The organism is Segatella copri (assembly GCF_949820605.1).
Taxonomy (GTDB): Bacteria; Bacteroidota; Bacteroidia; order Bacteroidales; family Bacteroidaceae; genus Prevotella.
The window spans coordinates 1,982,520-2,007,303 of sequence record NZ_CATKVU010000006.1 but is presented as its reverse complement, the minus strand read 5'-3'; the positions used below and the strand labels follow the sequence as shown (position 1 = coordinate 2,007,303).

Here is a 24,784-nt window from a genome sequence, read left to right as displayed (position 1 = left end):
GACGCAAAAACCTATTCATTATTTCAGTTTTTTATGAGATTTTCAGAAAAAGGCTTCCATGCAGTTCCTTCTGCTGCCTGTTCTTGCTCTTCGCCGTGCGAGCCTGAGTGGTATAAAACCCCTTGATATTGCTCTATTTCACCTCTTTATCTGTCAATATATGATGAAATTCCGAAAAATATGAGAAAACTATTTGGTTAATTTAATTTTTTAGCGTAATTTTGCACACTGAAATTTAAAGAAGAAACGCCCTTCTGCGGGCTTATTAAACATCAAGCGAATGAATAACAAGGGAAATCTTACCGACGAGCGGCCTCCTTTGCTGCCCGTCATCATAGGTACCGGTTTCGGCAGTGGCTTCTGGCCTTGGGGACCGGGAACGGCTGGCTCTGTATTGGCAACCCTCATCTGGGCAGCCTTGGCTTACGGACTCGGTATTACGGGCGAGAGCTTGCAGAGTATCACCTTCTTTCTCGTCATTGTTTCCACTATTCTGGGCACTTGGGCAACAGCTCAGTTGCAGCCTTACTGGGGTGAGGATCCCAGCCGTGTGGTCATCGACGAGATGGCTGGCGTGTGGATTCCCCTGTCGTTGCTGACCCCGCTTACGGCACAGGGCGAAGTGAAAGATGCCTGGTGGTGGGCATTGGTGGCACTTGTTCTCTTCCGCTTCTTTGATATGGTGAAACCGCTGGGCATCAAGAAACTGGATAACAGGCAGAGCGCCTTCTACGTGATGGCTGATGATCTGCTGGGCGGCCTCTATGCAGCCGTTTCTTTAATCATCATCAAGATCATACTGGTTTCGGCTGGAATCATCTAGTCTGGCATTTCTTAAAGCAGACAATTTCTTAAGCAAGCGTTTTCTTAAACAGACAATAAAAAATAGATTAAAATATGAATTATAGAGATTTCTTACAAAAAGTTATCTATGCCATCATCAATCCACTTATCAAGGGGATGATAGCAGTAGGTATTACTCCTAACATTGTTACCTTCGTAGGATTCCTGGGCAATATTGTGGCAGCCGGTTTCTTCCTCGATGCTGCATGGATGCTCGGAACTGAGCAAGCTGCTTATGCATCTTGCATGGTTACTGTAGGATGGGGTGGATTCATCATCCTCGCAGCCGGTCTCTTCGATATGATGGATGGCCGATTGGCACGTTTGAGCGGCAAGAGCAGTCTCTTCGGTGCACTCTGGGATTCTACACTCGACCGCTACAGCGAACTGGTAAGTCTCTTTGGCATCTGCCTCATCTTCGTACGTATGCAGGGCGATATGATCTGGTTCTGGATGGGCGTAGTCACCTTTGCAGCGATGATCGGTTCTGTGATGGTAAGTTATGTCCGTGCCCGTGCCGAGGGCTTGGATATTGAGTGCAAGGTAGGTTTCATGCAGCGTCCTGAGCGCGTTGTAGTTACCGCTGTTACTGCGATGATTACCGGCTTTACGGGCAATATCTGGTGGCTGGCTGGCGGAATGATTCTGATTGCCGTTCTGGCAAACATCACCGCTTTCTGGCGCATCTGGCATTGTTATGTTGTGATGAACAGCCGTAAATGATAAACTCAAGTTCTATCAATAAAAAAGTAGAAAAAAGTGTTTAGTATCTATCTGATTATCCTCCTGGCGGTACTCGCAGCCTGGAAGAAGACACGCCGTTTTGCCTTCTATTTTCTGCCTTGGTTCCTCTTTGGAATCATCTACGATTCGATGCGCCTTTATCCTAACTATATGGTGAACGATATTGACGTGGCGAATCTCTATCATGCAGAAAAGTCGCTCTTCGGCATTGCTGCTTCATCCAGCGCAGAACTGCAGGCTGTAGCCGACCATAGCCAGCTGATGATTCCGGGCGAATACTTCAAGGTTCACCATTGCGGTTTTGCCGATTTCTGGGCAGGCATCTTCTATCTCTGCTGGGTTCCGGTGCCTATCGCCTTTGCCCTTTATCTGTATCTTACGAAACAGCTTAAATGGTTCAAGCGTTTCTCCTGGGCTTTCCTGCTGGTGAATGTCATCGGCTTCATCGGCTATTACATCTATCCGGCTGCTCCGCCCTGGTATGCGATGAACTATGGCTTCAAGGCTGTGCTCAATACACCGGGCAATGTGGCTGGTCTGGGCAGATGGGACGAAATGACCGGACTGCACGTGTTCCACGGACTCTACGGCAAGAATGCCAATGTCTTTGCTGCCGTGCCTAGCCTGCATGCTGCCTATATGTTCCTCACTACGATTTATGCTGTGATGAGCCGTAAACGCTGGTATACGGTGGTGCTCTTCGCCTGCATCTGTCTGGGCATCTGGTGGACGGCAGTTTATTCCGGTCATCATTATATTATCGATGTCATGTTGGGTATTCTTACTACGATAGTAGGCGTACTGCTTATGGAATCCAGGAGATTATGGGCAAGATTAAAGAAGAACTCGTAACCTTCGGCAAGGCAGAACTGACCGCCTCCTGCGCCTCAGTTGTAGACTTCGGACTGGCATTCTTCCTCTCAGATATCATCGGCATTTATTACGGACTTGCCAATGCGCTGGGAGTGATAAGTGGCGGCATTACCAACTGCATACTGAATTACCGTTATGTGTTCGGCGATTCCAAGAGCAAGAAAAAGAGTGTAGCCTGGCGCTATTTTATCATCTGGGGCATCAGCTGGATGCTCAATTCGGGCGGCACTATCGCCCTGACCGAATTTCTGAATGCGCACGAACATATTCAGCTGCATTATATGATTCCGAAGAGTATTGTATCTCTGCTGGTAGCGATATTCGTTAACTATCCCGGACAGAAGAAATTTGTTTTTAAGCAGTAATAACCATATCAGATGGGGGCAGTATTCAGTATGTGCCCTCATCTTTTTTGTATCCTGTTTTTTGTATCCTGGCAGGTAATCTGTTGGCATTGGGACATAAAAAAGAGTTTGGATTGTCTCCCGACATTCCAAACCCACGCTTGTTTCTAACTAACTTATTATCAACTATTCATTACTTTTCAGTTTGCAAAAATACGAGTTTTTTTCTTATAAAATAAATTTTTTCAAAAAAATAATAACGTAAACGTTTGCGCTTTCGAAAGAAATTGTTATCTTTGCAAAGAATTCACTAATTCTGCAGTCGGAAAGAAAAATATGCAGAATTTGTGGATACAAAAATGTATTTCTATAATAAGCGTAAACTAACAGATGAAACAACGAAGAACATCTTTGAAAGACCTCGCCGATCAACTTGGCGTCAGCATAGCAACTGTATCTAGAGCCCTGCGAAACAGCCATGAAGTGGGTGAGGAGATGACTCAAAAGGTGAAAAGCCTTGCCAAGGAGCTCAATTATCGACCAAACCCCTTTGCACAGAGCCTCAGAAAAGAAGCACCTAGGGTGATTGGTGTAATTGTGCCAAACCTGGTAACTCATTATTATGCTGCCGTGCTGGATGGTATAGAAGATTATGCCGTAAGGAATGGTTATTCGGTGATCAGCGCCAATAGCCACGAGAATACAGAACACGAGAAGAGAGCGGTAGAAAACTTCCTAAATATGCATGTGGAAGGCATCATCGCCTGCCTGGCACAGGATACGGTCGACTATTCTCATTTCGAGCAGTTGCATAAGATGGGCGTTCCACTGGTGTTCTTTGCGCGTTGTTGCTTAGAAGATAAGTTCTCCCAGGTAGTAGGCAATGGTGATGTTGCCGCCCAGGAGGCTACCCAGCATATGATAGATACCGGTTCGCGCCGCATCGCCTTCATCGGCGGTCCAAACCATCTTGATATGGTGCGCCGCAGAAAACACGGTTATCTGGAGGCTCTGAGAGAGAACCGCATTCCTATCGACCGTGACCTCGTAGTTTGCGACAGAATCGATTTCGATGTGGCCCGAAACGCTACCCTCCGTCTCCTCGAAAAGGAGGACAGACCTGATGCCATTCTTGCCTTTAACGATATTATCACCTATGCCGCCTTCGATGCTATCAAGGAAAAAGGGCTTCGAATACCAGAGGATGTTGCTATCATTGGTTTTACCGATGGTGATACTGCAGCCTTCGTTACGCCGAAACTCTCGGCTATCATGGACAAGGCACACGAACAGGGAACCACAGCCTGTGATCTACTCATGAGAAGTATCAATGGAGATGAAAAAATCTACAAGAAAGTGGTACCGATGATACTGAAAATACGCGAAAGTTCTGAAAAAAACGACGTGAAATAAAACCTATTATAGAAATAATTCCTATTTTATAGAACTGTAAATTAAGCCTACGATTATGATGATAAAAAAACAAAACTACTTGAAACATGCCATCGTGCTGTTTCTGCTCTTGCTGCTCATGCAGCCGGGTAGGGCATGGGCTGCCTATGAGAACGTAGAATTCAGCAGCCTCACCAATCATGATGGACTTACGAACAGTCAGGTGGGTGCCATCCTCAAGGACATCAGAGGCTACATCTGGTTCGGTACCCAGTCGGGACTGTGCCGCTTTGACGGCTTCCGTATGAAAACTTTCTATTATAGCAACACTGATGATAAGTCGCTGCCTAACAATTCGGTAGATGAACTTCAGCAAGACTATGATGGAAATATCTGGGTGCATACCTCTGTGGGTTACAGCATCTACAAATATGATGAAGAGCAGTTTAACCGCAAACCGGAAGAATGGCTCAAAAACATCCACGTGCAGGGACCTCCTTATAAACTCCTGATAGATAAGGATAAGAACATGTGGATAGCTGTCTACGGACAGGGACTCTACTTTCATAATGCCAAAACAAAAAATACTTATCTTTTTAAATTTACCAAAAAGGCTCAGCCGGGCTGTCTGAAAGAGGGAAATATCAGTAAAATAACCGAGGTTGACGGCGATGCGCTCATTACCTATGGTGATGGTACAATCTGCCGTGTCAACGGACAGAAACAGAAGGTTCTCTGGTCCAATTCCTTCCTTGCCACCCATAAAGCTGCCGGTGATAATGGCGCCTATACTTTCTATGATGGTATAGGTGGTTTCTGGGTTTCTGTAAGTAATGCCAATTACGTGTATCAGTCTAAAACCGGAAAATGGACCGATGCACGTTCTTATCTTACAAACATGGGCATTGATATTCCTTGCCCAACCCATATTCTGATGCGCGATATTGCCCGCGATAAGGCAGGCAATCTCTGGGTGGCTTCCGACCATAATGGTCTCTTCTTCGTTGATTTCAAACGCAAAATCTGCCGTCAGTATGTTCATTCCGAAGCAAAGGGAAGTATCGTTGACAATTCCCTGCAGAAGGTTTATGTGGATGATGAGGGGGCTATCTGGGTAGGTAGTTACAAGAACGGCGTGGCTTATTATTCGCCTGCTGCTCAGAAATTCACAACTATTCCGCTTGGTGATGTGTGTACAATCACGCAGGATCTGAATGGTAATCTCTGGTGTGGAACCAATGATAGCGGTATTGTATGCTACAGTCCGCTTACCGGACAGAACTGGCGATTCTCACAGGCTGAAACCGGTTTGGCTTCGGATATTATCGTCAGCAGCGTAACCATGAGTGATGGTACGATGTATTTCGGTACCTTCAATGGTGGACTTGCCCAATATAAAAATGGCAGATGGAAGAGTTTTCAGGCAGCTCCAGGCGGACTTGCCAATAACAGCGTCTGGTGTCTTGCCGAAGATCCGTATCATCGCCTGATTATCGGAACCTTGGGCTCAGGCTTCCAGATTTATAATCCTGAAAGTGGTAAGTTTACAACCTACAATGTTCAGAACTCAGGCATATCCAGCGATTTTATCAACTCGCTCTTCCTGCCGAATAAAGATGAAATTCTGATAGGTCATTCGCAGAACTATTCTATCTTTAATTTCGGAACCCGAAAGGTAACCAATGTGAATACAACCAAGGACGGACAGCCTTTCCCGAGTCCTTCCCTGAATTACATGATGAAGGATAGCCGCGGCATCTTGTGGATGGCTTCGCCTGCGGGTGTCACCATGTATGATGAGGCTTCAGGACAGTTGGAGTCAATCAATGACCTCAATGGTACGCAGGGCACGGTAGGCTGTATGGTGCTCGAAGATAGGCAGCATAACATCTGGCTGGTTTCTGAATTTATCGTTACACGTGTTACGCTGACCAAGAATAATCAGGGCAAATGGGACATCACGATGATCAGTTTCAATTCGCTCGATGGCTTGCAGAGCCGCCAGTTTAACCAGCGTTCTGCCTGTCTGATGAGAAATGGAGCCATCGCCATCGGCGGTCAGGATGGTATTAATATCATCAATCCTGCCAAGATCCTTCCTGCTCAGAAACATGCAAAAGTCTTGTTTAGCGGTTTCGTACTCTTCGATCATCCGCTCAAGGCAGGTGAGGAGTTTGAGGGAAGAGTGCCTCTGGCTAAATCGCTTGATACAAACCCGGAACTGGATCTCAGTTATAAGGACAAGGCGTTTACCATACAGCTGGCTTCCGACCAGGTAAGTATTCCTGCCCGCTGCCGTTTCCTCTATCGCATGAAGGGACTTGATGACAAATGGATGCTGACACCTGAGGGACGTCCGGAGGCTACCTTTACCAATCTCTCTTCAGGCAGCTATATCCTGGAGGCAAAGGTGGTGAATGCTGATGGTAGTGTGAGCGAAGAGGTGAGCACGCTGAAGATTCATATTCACCCGCCTTTCTATCTCTCTATATGGGCGTTCATCGTATATATTATATTAATAGGTGTAGCTTTCTATCTCTACCGTAAACGCATGCTCGAAAAGCAGCGTGTTAAATTCGAACTCCAGAGCAAGGAAGACAGTATCAAGAAGACCAAGGAGTTGAATGAACTCAAACTCAACTTCTTCACCAATGTGAGCCACGAACTCCGTACTCCGCTCACCTTGATTATCTCGCCGCTGGTCAATATGATTAGAGAAGAAAGAGATGAAAGTAAACGCAGAAAGCTGGAGATGATTCATCGCAATGCTACCCGTTTGCTCAATCTGGTAAACCAGATTCTCGACTTCCGCAAGATAGACCAGAACAAGGAAAAACTTACCCTGTCGCATATCGACATTGTGAGCTTCGTTGACAATATCTGTACTTCGTTCCGTACTTTGGCAAACAGCAAAGTAACGCTTGCCTTCGATTCTACGGTGCCTAGTCTGCAGATGTCGTTTGATGCTGATAAGGTAGGAAAAATCGTGAATAACCTCTTGAGCAATGCTTACAAGTTTACGCCAGATGGCGGATTTATCACCGTTTCTCTGAGTGTTGCACTCCGCCAGCGTGTAGGAGACAAGGATTCTGATATGCTCCGCATCTCAGTATCTGATACTGGCAAGGGCATCAGCGATAAGGAGAAAGAACATGTGTTTGAGCGTTTCTATCAGGTTAATGGTACTGAAATGCAGCCGCAGGGTGGTAGCGGAATAGGCCTGAACCTGGTAAAGAAGTTTGCCGAACTGCATGGCGGTAAAGTAGATGTTACAGATAATCCAAGCGGAGGAACCATCTTTATGGTAGACCTTCCGATAGAGAGCAGTACCACCTCTAATTCTACTGCACATCTCGGTTCCTTGCGAGCAGCACCTATCATAACCACGGTGCATCAGGCTGCTGATGAGGATCCGGATGCAGGTAAGAACGTTCTCTACGGAATGAGTAAACATGCGCATCAGCCTGGAGAATCGATGATCAGGAAGCCGGTAGTGCTCCTCGTTGACGACAGTGAGGACTTCCGTGAGTTTATGAACGAAGTATTGACAGACTATACGGTTGTTGAGGCTGTCAATGGTCAGGATGCCTGGAACAAGATCATCGACCGTCGTCCTGACATCATCCTGAGCGATGTAATGATGCCTGTGATGGATGGTAACGAACTCTGCCGGATGTGTAAGGACAATGACGAAACAATAGCCATACCTTTCATCATGCTCTCAGCCCGTATGGGAGATGAGCAACGTAAGGAAAGTCTGAAGTGTGGTGCTGACGAGTATATTGCCAAACCATTCGATATTGATATGTTGAATCTCTGTATTCTGAACCTCTTGAAGAAACGCAAGAATGTGAGCACAGAATATGTAATAACAGAGGCCGACCGCAAATTTATTGATGAGGTGAATGCTTATATCCGCGACAATATGAGCAATCCTGAAACATCGGTAGAATCGCTCAGTACTCATCTTAGCATTTCACGCGTACAATTATATAAACGCATGATTTCGCTGACGGGTATTACACCTTCTGAATATCTCAGAACCAAGCGTATCAAATTTGCAGAGCATCTGCTGCGCTCGGGCGACTTGAACATCAGTGAAATAGCCTATAAGGTGGGATTCAATAATCCACGTTATTTCACTAAATACTTCCAAGACGCGTATGGCGTTACGCCGTCTCAATATCGTAAGAATCTGTCAGAATCAGAGTAGTTTACGCTTCTAGTTAACATTTTATACACATACAGATAACATTTGCGCACAAAGATACGGGAATTTTCTCGTATCTTTGCCGCAGATTTTTAAACTTTCCTTTAAACGTATAAAATGAGACTAACTAAAACATTATTGATTTCAGCAGTGCTGCTGATGAGTGCCACAGGCATGCAGGCAGCCGGTTTCAACCAGAATGGTAATTATCTCACTGTTCAGTTGAAGCAACACCAGAATTTTGGTCCTAGTCAGATTCGCCTCCAGGTGGTGAGCGATAAGATTATCCGTGTTCAGGCTACAGCCGAACAGAGTTTCCGTAATAAACAGAGTCTGATTATTGTGCCTCAAAACAGCAAGGCAAATTATAAGGTGGAAGAGCAGGGAGACAATCTCATCATTACCACTGCTGCTATGCGTGCTGTCATGAACGAGGCTACGGGTCAGATTACCTTCTATGACCTGAAAGACAATGTCCTTCTCAATGAGGTTGCACAGGGCGGAAAGACTTTCAAGCCGTTCACTGTGCCTGACCGTGAAATCGGTGTAGACATTGCCAAGGTTCCTGAAGCACAGAAGCACGGATGGTCATGGCGTGCTCTCTTCAACTCTCCTGATAACGAGGCGTTCTATGGTCTCGGTCAGCATCAGAGTGAGGAACTCAACATGAAGGGTAAGAACGAAGACCTCTTCCAGTATAATACCAAGGTGAGTGTGCCTTTCGTCATCTCTAATAAAAACTACGGCATCCTCTGGGATTCTTATTCTTATTGCCGTTGGGGTAATCCGGAAGATTATCTCCAGCTCAACCGTGCCTTCAAACTCTATGATAAGGATGGTAAGGAAGGTCAGTTGACAGGTACTTATGTGGACAAGAACGGGCAGAAGATTGTTCGAGGCGAAGATAGCATTTACTTTGAGTACGCAATGCCTGAGGCTTCTGAGATTTGTAACCAGACCGACAAGGGCGGCATTCAGAACCTGCCAAAGGGTTTTGCACTGAATGGTTCCAAGGTGGTTTACGAGGGTTATGTGGAGGCTCCAACCAACAGCTTCTATCAGTTTATCCTCTACTATGCCGGTTACATGAAGATTTATATCGATGGCAAACTGGTTGTGCCTGAGCGCTGGCGTACAGCATGGAATCCGAACTCTTATAAGTTTGAAACTCCTATCAAGAAGGGCGTAAAGACTCCTGTCCGCATCGAGTGGCAGCCAGATGGTGATGTTTCCTACTGCGGACTTCGCGTAGCAGCTCCTCGTTCTGAGGCTGAGAAGAACCAGTTGAGCATCTGGAGTGAAATGTCGCCGGATATGGACTATTATTTCATCGCCGGTCAGAATCTCGATGAGGTGATTTCCGGTTACCGTACGCTTACCGGCAAGGCTTCGCTTTATCCTAAGTGGACCCTCGGTTTCTGGCAGAGCCGTGAGCGCTATCAGAGCAGCAAGGACATCGAGGACAACCTGAAGAAGTTCCGCGACTTGCATATTCCTGTAGACAATATCGTTCAGGACTGGAACTACTGGAAGCTGGATTCATGGGGAAGTCATGAGTTTGAGGCTGCCCGCTATCCAAACCCACAGGCGATGCTCGACAGCGTACATGCGATGAATGGCCGCTTCATGATTTCCGTATGGCCTAAGTTCTATGATACTGTCAAGAACTATAAGGAACTCGACAGCAAGGGCTGGATGTATCATCAGGCTATCAAGGATGATATTCACGACTGGCTCGGCTTCCGCGGTTCATTCTATGATGCCTATTCTGACGGTGCCCGCAAGATGTTCTGGCGCCAGATGGACGAGAATCTTTATACTAAGTATAAGTTCGGAATCGATGCATGGTGGATGGATGCATCAGAACCAAACGTTCGTGACTGTACTCCGATGTGGTACCGTAAGGCCCTATCAGGTCCTACAGCCATCGGTACATCTACCGAATATTTCAATGCTTACAGCATCGTGAATGCTGATGCTATCTATAACGGACAGCGCAGTGTGAACCCTAACCAGCGTGTCTTCCTCCTGACCCGTTCCGGTTTTGCCGGTGAACAGCGCTACAGTACGGCTACCTGGTCTGGTGACATTGCTACCCGTTGGGAAGATATGCGTGCCCAGATGACTGCAGGTTTGAACTATTCTATGGCAGGTCTGCCTTTCTGGGGAATGGACCAGGGTGGTTTCTGTGTAGAAAACCGTTATGTTGCTGCCCAGCAGGAGTTCGATAAGACCGGTAAGGAGAATGCTGACTTGAAGGAATGGCGCGAGTTGCAGGCGCGTTGGAACCAGTTCGGTTGCTTCGTACCTCTTTATCGTACTCATGGCCAGTGGCCTACACGTGAGGTATGGAACATTGCTCCGGCAGATCATCCTGCTTATAAAACCATCGTTGCATACGATAAACTCCGTTACCGCCTGATGCCTTACCTCTACAGTATGGCGGGTATGGTTCACTTCAAGGACTATACGATGATGCGTGGATTGGTGATGGACTTCAACGGCGATGATAATCTTTACGACATCAAAGATCAGTGGATGTTCGGTCCTGCTCTCATGGCTTGTCCTGTAGGCGAGTATCAGAAGTACAGCCGCCATGTTTATCTTCCTAAGCAGAAGGGCTGGTATGATTTCTATACAGGTAAGCACTATGCCGGTGGACAGACGATCGTAGCCGATGCGCCTTTCGATAAGATTCCAGTCTTTGTTCCAGAGGGTTCTATTCTTCCTGTGGGTCCAGAGATGGAGTGGAGCGATCAGAAGAAGGCTGAGCTTATCGATCTCTATGTCTATGCAGGCAAGGACGGTTCTTATACTCTCTATGAGGATGAGGGAACCAACTACAACTACGAGAAGGGTAAGTATGCTATGATCGACTTCAAGTATAATGATGCTCAGAAGACCGTTACTATCGCTGCCCGTAAGGGTGCTTTCGACGGTATGCTCCAGAAGCGTCGCTTCAATATCGTACTTGTTAGTGATAACAACCAGCAGGGCATCAGCCTCGCCAAGGCGCCTAAGGGCAAGATGGTGAAGTATGCTGGTAAGACTGTTACTGTAAAACTGAAGTAATATGAAGAAGATATTTGCTTTAGCAATCTTTCTATTGGGCGCTCAGTCGTTGAGCGCCCGTGATCGCCAGTCTTTTGATAAAGGCTGGCTTTTCACTTTAGCAGATAGTGCCGGAATGTCAAAGTCTGATTATTCAGACCGACATTGGCGAAGTTTGAATCTTCCTCACGATTGGGCGATAGAGGGCGATTTCTCTCCATCGAATCCTTCGGGAGCCAGTGGTGGGGCACTGCCGGGCGGCATCGGATGGTACCGTAAGCACTTCTCGGTGAATCCGAAGGAAAAGTATGACCGGTTTACCATCACCTTTGATGGAGTATATATGAATTCTACCGTGTATATCAATGGTCATAAACTCGGAACCCGTCCTTACGGATACAGTACATTCGAGTATGATCTTACACCTTATATTAATAAGAAGGGTGATAATGTCATTGCGGTGAAGGTAGATAACAGCGACCAGCCTAACAGCCGCTGGTATTCCGGTTGCGGTATTTACCGCCATGTCTGGCTCACCAAAACCATGAAATCTGCTTATATTCCCCAATGGGGACAGTATGTAGTAACTTCTCCACAGGGTGATGTCAGGGTGAAGGTGGATTTCGCTGCTTCCGGTAATAAGATGAAACTCTCTGTCCGTAATACAATCTATGATGCTGCCGGAAAGATTGTAGCCAAGAGTCAGGGTGTTCGGGAACAGAAACTCAAGGTGAAGAATCCGCATCTCTGGAACATCGGAAAGGGATATCTCTATACTGTCAAGAGCGAGCTGGTAGTAAATGGGAAGGTAGTGGATGTAGCTACGTCAACTGCCGGTTTCCGCGATGTGAAGTTTGATGCAAAGAAGGGTTTCTTCCTCAATGGCAAGAATATCAAGATAAATGGTGTCTGTGAGCATCATGATTTCGGTTGCCTGGGTGCTGCCGTTAATGAGGATGCGATGCATCGTAAGCTTACCATCCTTCGCGATATGGGCGTGAACGCTATCCGAAGCAGTCATAATCCTCCGGCACCAGAACTCCTGAACATGTGCGATTCGATGGGCATCCTCGTGATGGACGAGAGTTTCGACATGTGGCGCCGCAAGAAATCGAATGGCGATTATGCCCGTTTCTTCGATGAATGGCATAAGAAAGACCTGTCTGATCTCATCAAGCGCGACCGTAACCATCCAAGTATCATCATGTGGAGTATCGGTAATGAAGTTCTCGAACAATGGTCAAATGCGGCTGCTGATACGCTCAGTCTAGAGCAGGCTAACCTGATTCTGAATGCCGGTCATGATGCTTCTAGCTTGTCACATAGCGATGAACTGAGTGTCAATTCGCTTCTTACCCAGCATCTGGCAAAAATCGTGAAGGAGTATGATCCTTGGAGCTATCGCCCTGTTACTGCTGGCTGCAATGAGCCCGACCCGAAGAATCACCTCTTTAAGAGTGGAGCTATTGATGTAATAGGTTTCAATTATCACCATCAGTGGGTGAAGGATGTGCCAAAGAATTTCCCTGGCAAGCCTTTCATTCTGTCGGAGAGTGTTTCTGCCTTGCAGACTCGTGGTTACTATATGATGCCTAGCGACAGCATTTATACTGCGCCAAAGGAATGGTGGTTGCCTTATACCGATCCATCGTTTATGTGTTCGGCTTATGATAATTTCCATGCCTCATGGAGTAGTACCCACGAAGAAACCTGGGATGTGGTGAAGCACAACGACTTTGTGGGCGGTCAGTTTATCTGGACCGGTTTCGATTATATCGGTGAACCTACTCCTTATGCTTATCCTGCCCGTAGCAGTTATTTTGGCATTATCGATTTGGCGGGTCTTCCAAAAGACAGCTATTATATGTATCAGAGTGAGTGGACTCAGAAAGATGTGCTTCATCTCTTCCCTCATTGGAACTGGCTGCCGGGACAGACCATCGACATGTGGTGTTATTATAATCATGCCGATGAGGTTGAACTCTTTATCAATGGCAAGAGTCAGGGCATCCGTAAGAAGACAGTCTACGGTGCAAAGAATGAAGGCGATGCTTTCAGAAAGAGTACTGAATATCATGTGATGTGGCGCGTAAACTTTGAACCGGGAGAAGTGAAGGTTGTAGCCAGAAAGAATGGTAAAGTTCTTAGAGAGCAGGTCATAAAAACAGCAGGAGCTCCTCATCATCTTGTGTTGAAGAAGACCTATCAGGGCTGTCAGGCCTATGGCACTTCAGAGCCGACTACCTTTGTCGAGGTGAATGTGGTAGATAAAGACGGCAATCTCTGTCCGAACGCAGATAACCGGATTTTCTTCTCTGTTTCAGCAGAACAGGATGCAAGTGGTCATGGTTACCTGAAAATGCCAAAGATTCTGGGAACAGATAATGGATGTCAGACTTCTTTGGAGCGTTTTACCGATTCACATCGCAAGGCATTCTTCGGAAAATGTGTCGTTGTGATAAAAGGTAAGGGAACCCTCAAGGCACAGGCAGTAGACTTAAAGGATGCTTCTGTAGCTTTGTGATTATAGTAATATTCTGAAAATCAAAACCTTAATGATTTATATTGCGAAGAAGGATACACTCTTTCGGTGTATACCTTTTTCGCTCTTAAAAACGAAAAAGGTTTTGAAGCATTGGGACCCAAGGGATTTGGGTATCTCTATTATGCTAGTAATAGAAATTTAGCTTCAAAACCTGTGGCAAAGATACATCTTTTTTTCGAATAAAAAAACTTTTTCGAATAAAAAATATAAAAAACTTGCTCTTATCAAAAAATATACGTAACTTTGTAAACGATAAGGCATCAAACCCAATCTGCAATCATGAAAAAAGTAATTGTAGAATTTCCTCACGATGCTGGAGCATGAAAGAAATAACAATAATAAAACAATAAACAAAAAATAGTATAATGAAAATTCAAATAGAACAGGCTACGCCAGACAAGGCTTCGCATATTGCATCGCTTATCATGGAGGCGATGAATGTGCAGTGTTGCCAAAATTTTGCTGGTCCTCAGCATACATTGGTTGATTTTCACCGTATGATGACTAAACTTGTAGAGATGGAGGACAGTCAGTATAGTTATAAGAATACATTGGTTGCTATGTCTACTGATGGCATTCTTGTTGGCATCTTGGTTGCATACGATGGTGCTGACGTCAAAAGATTACGTAAGCGCTTTATTGAGGCTGCAATCGTGGCTTTTGGAATAGACTATTCGGCTATGGAGCTTGAAACAGAGGAAGGTGAGTTCTATTTGGATAGTTTGGCTGTTTCTAATCAATACCGTGGAAAAGGTATTGCATCTAAACTGTTGGATGCTGCTATCTCTCGCGCAAGAGAATTAGGACTTCCTGCTGTAGGTTTGCTTTGTGATAAAGGCAATCCGAAAGCGGAGCGTCTCTATACGAAGGTTGGTTTCCAATATGTCAATGATACCACTTGGGGTGGTCATGCAATGAAACATCTTCAGTATAAATTGTAATCTGATCGTGCAAACTGTGCAAACGTTTGCCCAATAAAAAGTATAGAAATCAACAGAAAATGTGCTGTTTATTGCGCAAACTGTAGTATCTTTGCACCATAAGTTCATAACGAATAGGTTTTTTGGTTTTTAGAAAAGATATTTTATTAGTTTTTGTTGATTTAATAATAAAAGCTCGGTCTGCAGTGATGCAATGCCGAGCTTTTGTATTTTTACTCCCTTTCAGGGTATTTCCTTTCTGTGTCTTTTATTCTAATTCCTCTATTTCTTTTTCGTCCATGTCTTTATCTAACTGGTCTCTCCACAGATACTTTCTGGTTTCATGCACTATGATACCACTCAGGCAGAGCAAGGAGATAAGGTTTGGTATGGCCATTAAAGCATTCATGCAGTCGGCAATGTTCCAAACCAGTCCCAGACTGATGACACTACCCAGGAAGATAGTAGCAATATAGACTATGCGGAAACAGAGCATCCACTTTTTGCCTTTCAGATATTCTACACACCGTTCTCCATAATAACTCCATCCCAATGTCGTACTGAATGCAAATGTTGCCAGTCCGATGGTCAATATCGGAGCTCCGATATATGGAATCTTACTGAAGGCAGCCTTGGTGAGTGCTGCTCCGTTATGGTAGTCAATGTCTGGGTATGCTATGATACTTGAGGTGATGACGAGACCTGTAAGGGCACAGATGATGACCGTATCCCAAAAGGTACCGGTAGATGAAACCAATGCCTGACGCACAGGGTTACGGGTTTGGGCTGCTGCAGCAACGATGGGTGCCGAACCCAGACCACTTTCGTTAGAGAACAATCCGCGGGCTATACCATAGCGGGCTGCAACCATCATGGTACTTCCAGCGAAGCCGCCACCTGCAGCCTTTGTTGTGAATGCAGAGTCTAAGATTACGTGGATGGCAGGCAATAAATAAGCATGATTTACACAGAGAATGTAGATGCAGCCTAATACATAAAAGACTGCCATGAAAGGTACCAGCATGCCACAAACTTTGGAGATACTGTTCACGCCTCCAAGAATCACTGCAGCTCCTAACGCTGTAACGATGGCACCTGTAATGTAAGGAGAAATGCCGTATTGGTTTTCTACCAGGGTTGAGATGGCATTTGCCTGTACCGTGCTACCGATTCCGAATGATGCCAATGCGGCAAAGAGGGCAAACAGGACTGCAAGCCATTTCCAGCCCAATCCTTTTTCCAGGGCATACATAGGTCCACCCAACATAGTGCCTCGTTTGGTTTTTACGCGATATTTTACGGCGAGTAATCCTTCGGCATATTTGGTAGAAATGCCAAAGACACCAGTTAACCAGCACCAGAGTACGGCTCCTGGTCCGCCAAGAGCGATAGCTGTAGCCACACCGATGATGTTACCGGTACCAATTGTGGCTGCCAGTGCTGTTGCCAGTGCTCCGAACTGTGAAACATCTCCTGTGGCATTCTTGTCTTTCTTTACAGATAGTTTGATTGCCTTGAAAATCTTGCGTTGTGGAAAGCGCAAGCGGATGGTCAGAAAGATGTGGGTTCCCAACAGCAGGATAATCATAGGCCATCCCCACAGGAATGAACTAAATGCGGTGAAAAAATCGTTTATTGCATCCATCTCTTAAAAATTTTACGTTTATCTTATATCTATATTTTTTTATACCTGATAACGCAGTTACTTGTGTATTATAACCTTTTTATTTCTCAAATTCTATCTTTACGTTTTTGAATCCCATTGCTTTCAGCATCTCTCTAAACTGAGTTTTGGCATTCGCCTGTGCAGTATAGATATTGGTGCGGTTTAAGCAACGTTTCTTCATGGCTTGATAAGCGCGCTCATACATAGCCTGTCTGTCGCTGCCTGTCCATTTGCCTTCTTCAAAGAAACTCTTGGTCTTCGCTTCGTCAATGAAGTTATGGTCTAGTAGTTTGATAGGAGGTAAAGTGCATACGATGCTGTCCTGGCTGGCTTGTAGCCATCCTTTTTTTACATCCTTCATATCGATACCCAAGCGCAACGTTCCGTAATAGATACGTACCAGTTGGTCGTCACCCCAAAAGCCACGGCGTATAGTATCTATCAGTTCTTCATCACTTACAGATAGAAATTCCCATTGGCCGATATTCTCGATACTTTCTACCTGAGTGGGTGAGAGGGTTGTCTTATCTTCCTGTACCACGCTGACCTCGTTGTCTTTGGTGAGCCAATAGAAGGCTCCACCCAGAATAAGGATCAGTGCTAATAGTACGATGATTTGTATTCTTTTCATATCATTGTTCTCCTCGCTTAGTGATTCTTTTCGATAGTTGTCTTATCCAGAAGAGTCTTCAGATCGTTGAAAGTGAATTTCTTCCTGAAACTGATTTTGATATTCTCTTCAGCGAATCCCATGTCCTGTAACATCGGAATCAGGGTGTTTGCTGCACTTTGGCGTGCCTGTTCAAGAATATCTAGGTTCGGTATATCGCGAATGATGCTTTCCCTGCCTTGTTGTTCGAATTGTGACAGTTCTGCATCACTGTAGTTTCTTCTGGTGAGTGAAACGAATTGTCTTACACCTTCATGATTGATTTTACTGCTGGTGAGCATCACTTTTGGGTCTGGTAAGATAATTTCTATCTTGTCACCTTGTCGGTTAACGTTCTTAGCAGAGAATCCTGAAAAATCTACATAAGCTTTTAATGTTGCATCCATCGGAATGGCTACCTTGCGGTTTGAGCCGGGAACATGAATATTAAAGTCTTTCTTGAACAGTGAGCCCTTCAGATTGAGCTGGTCATCATGTGTTATAATCTTATGAACATGAGCTTCTGCTGTATATAAGCGATTGCATTTCTGTATCTGCATCACCATCACAGGTATTGTGTCGATGACTTGCTCCTTCTTTTCTGTTTGCTGATGCGAACATGAAACGAAGGCAAAAAATACAGAAAGGATAAATATTAACCTCTTTTTCATACTTAATGTCTTTATTATGCTGCAAAGGTACGGCAAATTGTTTGAAAAACAAAACAAAATCATGTTTTTTGATGTTCTTTTGCTAAGAAATGAAAAAAAAAGCAGAAAAAGCACTTTTTTTTATATCTTGATTAAACCTTTTCATTTTCTTTTCGTCAAAGTTACGATTAGAATTCATAAACTGAACTTTTATTATATCGTGTAAGATTCAATAGGAAATTTATTAGTTAGTATTTAGGTATGTAGGGCGTCTGCTTGTGAAAGTAGGCGCCTTTTTGCATCTGATTTTGTGTAAGAATGTAGATTTCGGTTCTTTTCTTTGGCTATTTCAAAAGAAAAATGTACTTTTGCAGTAAGAAAAAATAACGGAATGAAACGAATTGATTATATATTAATAGGTCTTTTGGCTATTTTTAGCTTGACGGCTTGTACAGAAAAGAAGAAGAGTAATATCATTATTGCTCCTAAACCGGTGGCTAAAGTTGTGAATAAAGCTACTCAGAAAATGAGTGATTATGAGCAGACCAGGGAGGCTGACTGGGTTGGTTCACATTATAAAGTGGTGGTGAAACGTAGTTCTGACAAGGAACTTCCGGTTCTCCAGTTGGACGAAAATACCAAGTATTATGATAACAGAATTTCGGTTAAGGTATTGAGAAGCGATGGCTCAGAATTCTTTAGCCGTACTTTCACAAAGAAAGATTTCACGTCTTATATTGACAAACATACACAGGACATGGGTGCTTTGCTTGGTATTGTGTATGTGAAAGCAGAAGGTGATTATCTTTACTTCGCAGCAAGTGTTGGGTCGCCTGATGTTACCAGTGATGAATATGTACCTCTGGTACTTAAGATTTCCCGAATGGGTAGTATCTCGATATCAAAGGATGAGAAGTTGGATACCAACGCTTCTGCTGAAGAGGAAGAAGAAGATGGGGTATAAAGCGGTTCTTCCGTTAAATGTATGAGTATTTATTATGTCTATTCTGAAATTATTATTGTACTTTTGTAAGCGTATTCATTATAATAATGTATATATCAGCAGGCATTAAAGTATAGTCATGAGCTCGGTTACATCATCTTGGCTCTTGCCGTTGTTATTGTAGCTTTCCTTGCATACAAGGGGCTCAAGAAGAAATAAGAAACTATCCCCATCCTGCTTCCTCAAGCGGGATGGGGGATTTTTTTCTTTTGTACAGAACTTTCGCATGCAGACTCCGCACACCTTGAACCGACGGACACCGGCTAAAGATTTACACAGATTCTGGGGCGTTAAAAAATACAAACAAGGTGTCGCATTCCCCTATGAAGGAGACACCCAAAACCAAAAAATCATACCTGAAAAAACAAATATTACCCCCCCCACTTTCATATAAAACCCTTAACTTTGCACCAGATTTTTTACAATCTGTATCATGAAGGATTTAAAATATTGTAAATTATAATCAAAACATAATAGATTAATATGAGAAATTACTTAACTGGAAAAGAACGATTACTGGTCGCATTGCTTGCTTTTATTCTTCCATTTTCTTTCGCGAAAGCAGAAGTAAAAGAAGATGGAAAGACCGGTCAGCAAGCCTGGTATGTAGGAGTAGAGGGTGGAATGCCTTTCGGTTTCTCTACTTTCTCAAGCTTCGGACATGACAAGACTCGTCTCGGTTGGGCTGCTGGCTTATATGGGGGCTATCGTTTCAACTCCATATTCTCGGCTGAGTTATCTGCCAAGTATGGAGAAATGAACTTGTCTGCACAAGACTGCTGCGTAGAACGTAACTATTGGTTGGGTAGCGACGGCATGCTTTACAACGCAGGTGTCCTGGGCATGGACAGTTGGAAATATGCCAATCTGAAAAGCCATGTCAGAATGGGACAATATGGGGCAAGAGTGAATATCAATCTCCTTGGACTGTTCCATCAAACAGCTGACAGCCGATGGAATTTGGCTGTTTCACCTCATATATATGCAGTAACGACCAAGGCTGATATCCAGACTATAGCCGATGATGCCAAGGTGATGAAAGGTTCTACCAACTGGCATTTGGGTTATGGTGCAGACTTGCAGGTGGGTTATCAACTGACCTCATGCCTGAAATTGGGTATCTATTCCGGTTTGACTCGTCTTACTGGCGAACGTATGGATGGAATGCCGGAATATCTGCATAAGAACAACTTCTTGTGGGAAAGTGGCATAAGATTAGGAATCAACTTGCCTTTTACCAATCATCATCCGTAACCCATAAAACAAGATAGAAAATGAAAGCAAAAAGAAGATTTAATATTTGGTTATGGGTGCTGTTATGCGTCCCATGCCTGTTGGCAAGTTGCGACCATGATGTTCATGACGGTGAGGATGAGGGAGGCTTGTCGGTATCGCTTACTTGGGCAGATGAATCCGGCCAAGGTACAGAAGTGAAAGACGTGAAGCTCTGGATATTCAATGCCGATGACGGTTCCTTAGTTGAGGAAAAACATGATGGTAGTACTAAGGAGGTGGCAAGCCAACGCTTTGCTTTTCCTGTAGGGCATTATCAGATTCTGGCTGCCACCAACCTTATAGAACCGTTTTTTATCGGTGAGGCTACAAGGGCAACCCTCAACATGAACCAACTCATGTTTGGATTGTCCAATCCAAGTGCCTCTCCCGACCATGCCTATTATGGTGTCACGGACATCGGTATAGACAAATCAAATGTCAACTACATAACAAAAAATGAAATGCGCCATATACTTGCAGAATTGACCATCTTCATTGAAGGAGTTCCTGACAATTTTGCAATGATAGGCAAGGTTCTGAATGTGGCAACCGGACTCCTTCCCCTGCAAAAGAATGAGGATGGAACATTCGGGACGGCAAGCTATACCAAGGAAGAGTGTGATATACCTTTGAGAATCGCAGTGCCTGGCGCAACTTTAAAAACGGAAACATTACGCTTGATGCCGACAGCCAACGGTTTTCATACCACCAAGTTGTTTATCCAACTGATTTCTCCTGGGGGAGTAGTTAGCAACTACGACATCGAAGCTCCTGTCATGAAGTCTGGCGGCAAGTACAAGATAAACTTGGAATTTGAGGAGATGAAACCTTACATGTATCTTACGAGCACGAAGATAGATGATTGGACTGAGGAATGGATTTATCGTGGTGAAATCCTGAATCCTGAAGATTAAGCGACCCTCTCATTTAAGCAAGAATCAAAACAAGAATATAAACATAAAATAGTAAAAGACAATGAAAACAAAGACTTATCTCTTTGCTCTGATGGCAATGGCTTTGACATTAGGCAGTTGTTCAGACAACGAGAACGGTATCGGAGGCGAGACCTCCAAGTACATCACCGTTTCTACCAGTATCGGTAATATGACCCGTGTTGCCACAGATGCGAATGGCGGTCAAACCTTTGAGGAGGGTGATGAAATCAGTGTGTATGCCTGGACTGGCGATGCAACTGTTGCTCCAGAGACACGCGAGCGTGTGGTGAATAACGCCATCAATAAGCTGACAAACGGCTCATGGGTATCCACTCCACAGATGCTTTGGAAGAACAACCGAGACAAGCATTATTTCATCGGTGTGTATCCAACTGCAGCAATATCCGACCTTTCTGCTGGAGAATATACATTCGATGTGAATAAGCAAACGGAAAGCGATCTCTTGGTGGCAGTCAACAAAGATGGCTTATCCTATAATGTCGATGAACAGCAGACTGTACCTCTTACCTTTACCCATGTAATGGCAAAACTTGTGGTGAACCTCACCTATAAGAACCAGTGGGGAACAGAGGGACCTACCGTAGATAAGGTAGTTGTAGGCGATGCCGTAAAAAGTGCAACCGTCAATTATCTGACCAAGGTTGTCACCCCATCTGCTGTAGCAGAAGATAAAGCTGACTTCGACATGCCGGTTTTAACTGCCAACAAGCAATATGCTTCCATCATCATCCCGCAGGATGGTGTTCAGAAGATTAGCATCACCATTGGCGGCAAGGACTTCATCTACGACAACGGCACACCTTTCAAGTTTGAGAGTGGCAAGATTACCACCATCAACCTAGAGGTAGGACGTGACGTCATAAAACTTGGCGATGTAAACATCTCTGGCTGGGGTTCTACAGGCGACCCTATCAAGGGCGAGGCTCACGAGTAACTTTCTTAAAATTAAAACATAAAATTCGACAATATGAAAGCAATTAAAATATTAACAATGGCAGCTTTGGCAACGGCAGTTTTTGCCAGCTGCTCCAACGATGAGGATTTGGCACAGAACAATTATCCAATGGATAATGTGGTTAGAATCATGACAAGTGTAGATGGCATGAATACCCGTGCCTCTTACGGAAACAGTACGGACAAGCTTAAATCGTTCGGCTTCTGCATCAAAAATGCTAATAGCGAAAAATATACCTATGATAATATCAAGGTATCACAGGAAGGCAGCAATTGGATTCCGGCTACCCAGATGTTTTGGCAGAATTCAACTACCGCTGTTGATATTCTGGCTTATGCGCCATATCAGGAGACTACCGAAGATGCAAATGGCAAAGTTAAAGTCTTCGGAAAGCCAGATTATGCCTTTTCTGTAAAGGCAGACCAAAGCGATGCTGAAGACTATTCATCCGACCTTATTGTATATAAGCAAACAGGATTCACGCCTGGTTCGGAATTGAATACCAGCAAAGCGGTTGATGTCACATTCACTCATCTCCTCAGTCAGCTGAATCTCACTATCGAGTTGAGAGACCAGTTTAATCAGGATGAAGAAAAGCCTGTTACGTCAGCAACCGTAACTGATGTCAAGGTGGATGGCACCTTTATCCGCAGTAAGGTGAATTTTGCAGCAGACCCTATAAGTGTTCAATTTGACGACATGGCATCAAAAGCCATTACTCCTGAAACTGTAGCATTCACGAAGGCTGATAAAACAACCGACCATGCCACCTTCAAATATTCTGCCATTGTGATTCCACAGTGGATTAGGGCAGGAGTATTCTGTATCTCGTTTAAGGTGAATGGCAATGATTACATCTGGACATCCACCAGCGATGTGAATTTTGTATCTGGTAAGAAACATGACCTGCTTCTGTTAGTTGGTAAGGATGTAGTGCAAGGGGGCGCCATAACAGCGAAGCCTTGGGGAGAAGAAACCATTACCGAAAAAGAGACTGATTAAAGAATTGTTTGACATTTAAAATAGACAAGATATGAAGATTACAAGATATATGGGAGCATTTGCAGTTATAGCAATGCTTGCCGCTTGCTCTACAGATGAAGAGCAGGGCACTAACACTGCCGCCAATGAGGTGAAGATTGCTGCCACCGTTGGTGGAAACAGCATTTTTACCCGTAGTAATCCTATGGGTTCAGCAACGGAACAAGAGAACTTTAATGAGAACGATGCTATCAGCGTAACTACTGAGGGTAAAACCGTGATTTATAAGAAGACGGGCGAGGTATGGGCACCTGCGAATGCTGGTGACTATCTGGTCTGGACGGGTAATGCCCAGGCTTTCGAGGCTTGTTATCCTGAGAAGGCGGATGAAAGTACCACCAATTCTTTCTCTGTAGGTTATGTCTCAGCAAACCAATCTACAGTTGACAAAATAGAGAAGTCAGATTATATGATAAGCAGAGAAACTATAGAAAAGGCATATATACCTTCCGACAGACAGTTGACATTGAACTTTGAACGTCAGACGGCTCGCGTCATTGTCAAAGTAAGCGGGTTTGGAGATGAGTTCAAAGATCTTAACCCTACGCTTTCTGCCGTAGAAGTTTATTCTAAGCTGAAAGTTCCTGCAGGAGAAAGTGACAGCTACGCAGCCATCAAAACTTATAAAAAAGAAGAAAGTGGCAACAATGTGTTCTATGCTTTGGTATCTCCTGGAGATGCCAATTCTACAGAGAAATTCCTCAAACTCACTGTGACATACAATGATGGTGAGGGCAACCCTACTCAGACTAAAGAACTGTATGTAACGGGAATTCCTGCTCTTAGCAAAGCTATGAGCTATACCTATGATGTAAAAATAGGTAAGGACAAAGTTGCAATAGGAAGTGTAAGTGTTACGGATTGGAGTCCTGGCGATGACATTACTGGTGGCGATGCAGTAACAACTACAGAAAATGCCGTACTAATTATAAAAAATGCTTTGGCTGCGGGCGAAAAGAACATTGAAATCAGAAATTTGCCTGCAAATGCAGATAAGAGTGTGTTTGATGCTATAAGAGAAGCTCTAAAAGGTGCAAATGATGGCAGTATAGAATTAACTGTTTATGGAGTTGAGGCTTTGCCGTCTAGTGCATTTTTGAATTGTAAACCGCTGAAAGTTATTAACTTGCAAGATGTAAAGAGTATAGAGTCGGTGGCTTTTCAGGATTGTATTGATCTTGAAACAATCTATGCTCCGAGAGTTTCATCTATAAGTGACTTTGCCTTTTCCGATTGTCAACACCTAAAATCGGTGACATTAGGTAATATTTCCGCTGCAGGTATCCGTATCTTTGATAATGTATCTACTGAATCTGTAGATTTAACTTTGTCAAAAGATCAAAAGGTTATGACAAAAAAAGATATTGAAGCGTGGCAATCTGATGAATCTGAGAGGTATGCAAAATCTCCGGATCATGTACGACGACAATTTCTTGGAAAAATATTCCACTCCATAAAATGTGGACGTACTAAATATGAATAACAATTTAGAAATTAATAACATTAGATAAACTCCTAAGCTGGGCAGGAGTATTAGGTGCTCAGCAATTATATTTACCCGCACCTCACGGGAAACGACAAGGGTCTATATGCCACGAAGAAAAGGTGGCGTATAGACCCTTCATTTGCGGTATGGGATGGCTATCCTTTATCTTATAAAATACGGG

The 24,784-nt window shown here is 44.2% G+C and carries 18 protein-coding genes and 1 pseudogene; 16 read left to right on the top strand and 3 right to left on the bottom strand.

The annotated features are described in order from the left end of the window. The first annotated feature begins 280 nt into the window (after nt 1–280). From RCO84_RS09555 to RCO84_RS09515, 9 genes are all read left to right on the top strand, one after another. The gene (locus RCO84_RS09555) at nt 281–823 is read left to right on the top strand and encodes a phosphatidylglycerophosphatase A family protein (RefSeq protein ID WP_144154176.1); all 543 of its coding nucleotides are present in this window, start codon (nt 281–283) and stop codon (nt 821–823) included. A 74-nt stretch (nt 824–897) separates the two neighbouring features. Next, complete coding sequence (locus RCO84_RS09550; RefSeq protein WP_317584885.1) at nt 898–1,566, top strand: CDP-alcohol phosphatidyltransferase family protein; 669 nt, start codon at nt 898–900, stop codon at nt 1,564–1,566. 36 nt (nt 1,567–1,602) lie between these two features. After that, nucleotides 1,603–2,439, top strand: a complete 837-nt coding sequence (locus RCO84_RS09545) for a phosphatase PAP2 family protein (protein WP_317584884.1) — start codon at nt 1,603–1,605, stop codon at nt 2,437–2,439. Beyond that, nucleotides 2,412–2,825 (top strand): GtrA family protein, encoded by a 414-nt coding sequence (locus tag RCO84_RS09540; RefSeq protein ID WP_006847720.1) that lies wholly within the window; start codon nt 2,412–2,414, stop codon nt 2,823–2,825. The genes RCO84_RS09545 and RCO84_RS09540 overlap by 28 nt, the downstream gene beginning before the upstream one ends. 369 nt (nt 2,826–3,194) lie before the next feature. Next, on the top strand, nt 3,195–4,217 hold the full coding sequence (locus RCO84_RS09535; RefSeq protein ID WP_006847718.1) for a LacI family DNA-binding transcriptional regulator: 1,023 nt from the start codon (nt 3,195–3,197) through the stop codon (nt 4,215–4,217). 55 nt (nt 4,218–4,272) lie between these two features. Further along, on the top strand, nt 4,273–8,409 hold the full coding sequence (locus tag RCO84_RS09530) for a hybrid sensor histidine kinase/response regulator transcription factor (protein ID WP_317584883.1): 4,137 nt from the start codon (nt 4,273–4,275) through the stop codon (nt 8,407–8,409). A gap of 114 nt (nt 8,410–8,523) precedes the next feature. Beyond that, nucleotides 8,524–11,478: a TIM-barrel domain-containing protein gene (locus RCO84_RS09525; protein ID WP_317584882.1), complete on the top strand. Its 2,955-nt coding sequence runs from the start codon at nt 8,524–8,526 to the stop codon at nt 11,476–11,478. A 1-nt stretch (nt 11,479) separates the two neighbouring features. Then, on the top strand, nt 11,480–13,981 hold the full coding sequence (locus RCO84_RS09520) for a glycoside hydrolase family 2 TIM barrel-domain containing protein (RefSeq protein WP_317584881.1): 2,502 nt from the start codon (nt 11,480–11,482) through the stop codon (nt 13,979–13,981). A gap of 386 nt (nt 13,982–14,367) precedes the next feature. Then, nucleotides 14,368–14,943, top strand: a complete 576-nt coding sequence (locus RCO84_RS09515) for a GNAT family N-acetyltransferase (RefSeq protein ID WP_144154160.1) — start codon at nt 14,368–14,370, stop codon at nt 14,941–14,943. A gap of 247 nt (nt 14,944–15,190) precedes the next feature. Here the strand turns inward: RCO84_RS09515 and RCO84_RS09510 are convergent, their stop codons facing one another. The 3 genes from RCO84_RS09510 to RCO84_RS09500 all read right to left on the bottom strand — a co-directional run bounded on the left by RCO84_RS09510 (nt 15,191) and on the right by RCO84_RS09500 (nt 17,908). Next, the gene (locus tag RCO84_RS09510; RefSeq protein WP_144154158.1) at nt 15,191–16,567 is read right to left on the bottom strand and encodes an alanine/glycine:cation symporter family protein; all 1,377 of its coding nucleotides are present in this window, start codon (nt 16,565–16,567) and stop codon (nt 15,191–15,193) included. A 79-nt stretch (nt 16,568–16,646) separates the two neighbouring features. Then, entirely contained in the window at nt 16,647–17,219 is a 573-nt protein-coding gene (locus RCO84_RS09505) for a DUF4230 domain-containing protein (RefSeq protein WP_006847710.1), read from the bottom strand. Nucleotides 17,220–17,236: 17 nt separating this feature from the next. Beyond that, nucleotides 17,237–17,908 carry a DUF4230 domain-containing protein gene (locus tag RCO84_RS09500; RefSeq protein WP_144154156.1) on the bottom strand — a complete coding sequence of 224 codons (672 nt, stop codon included), beginning with the start codon at nt 17,906–17,908 and terminating at the stop codon, nt 17,237–17,239. Between the two features lie 370 nt (nt 17,909–18,278). On the opposite strand from RCO84_RS09500, the gene RCO84_RS09495 reads away from it, so the two are divergent. The 7 genes and pseudogenes from RCO84_RS09495 to RCO84_RS09470 all read left to right on the top strand — a co-directional run bounded on the left by RCO84_RS09495 (nt 18,279) and on the right by RCO84_RS09470 (nt 24,600). Further along, nucleotides 18,279–18,851: a DUF4738 domain-containing protein gene (locus RCO84_RS09495; protein ID WP_144154154.1), complete on the top strand. Its 573-nt coding sequence runs from the start codon at nt 18,279–18,281 to the stop codon at nt 18,849–18,851. Between the two features lie 90 nt (nt 18,852–18,941). Continuing rightward, nucleotides 18,942–19,049 (top strand): annotated as a pseudogene (locus tag RCO84_RS16935) (DedA family protein); the annotation flags it as partial. Between the two features lie 324 nt (nt 19,050–19,373). Beyond that, entirely contained in the window at nt 19,374–20,144 is a 771-nt protein-coding gene (locus tag RCO84_RS09490) for a hypothetical protein (RefSeq protein WP_317584880.1), read from the top strand. Between the two features lie 20 nt (nt 20,145–20,164). After that, on the top strand, nt 20,165–21,079 hold the full coding sequence (locus tag RCO84_RS09485; RefSeq protein WP_317584879.1) for a FimB/Mfa2 family fimbrial subunit: 915 nt from the start codon (nt 20,165–20,167) through the stop codon (nt 21,077–21,079). A gap of 61 nt (nt 21,080–21,140) precedes the next feature. Further along, nucleotides 21,141–22,055, top strand: a complete 915-nt coding sequence (locus RCO84_RS09480) for a fimbrillin family protein (RefSeq protein ID WP_317584878.1) — start codon at nt 21,141–21,143, stop codon at nt 22,053–22,055. Nucleotides 22,056–22,088: 33 nt separating this feature from the next. Continuing rightward, the gene (locus tag RCO84_RS09475; RefSeq protein WP_317584877.1) at nt 22,089–23,078 is read left to right on the top strand and encodes a fimbrillin family protein; all 990 of its coding nucleotides are present in this window, start codon (nt 22,089–22,091) and stop codon (nt 23,076–23,078) included. 31 nt (nt 23,079–23,109) lie between these two features. Continuing rightward, a complete protein-coding gene (locus tag RCO84_RS09470) occupies nt 23,110–24,600 on the top strand; it encodes a fimbrillin family protein (RefSeq protein ID WP_317584876.1) in 1,491 nt (496 codons plus the stop codon). Nucleotides 24,601–24,784: the final 184 nt, after the last annotated feature.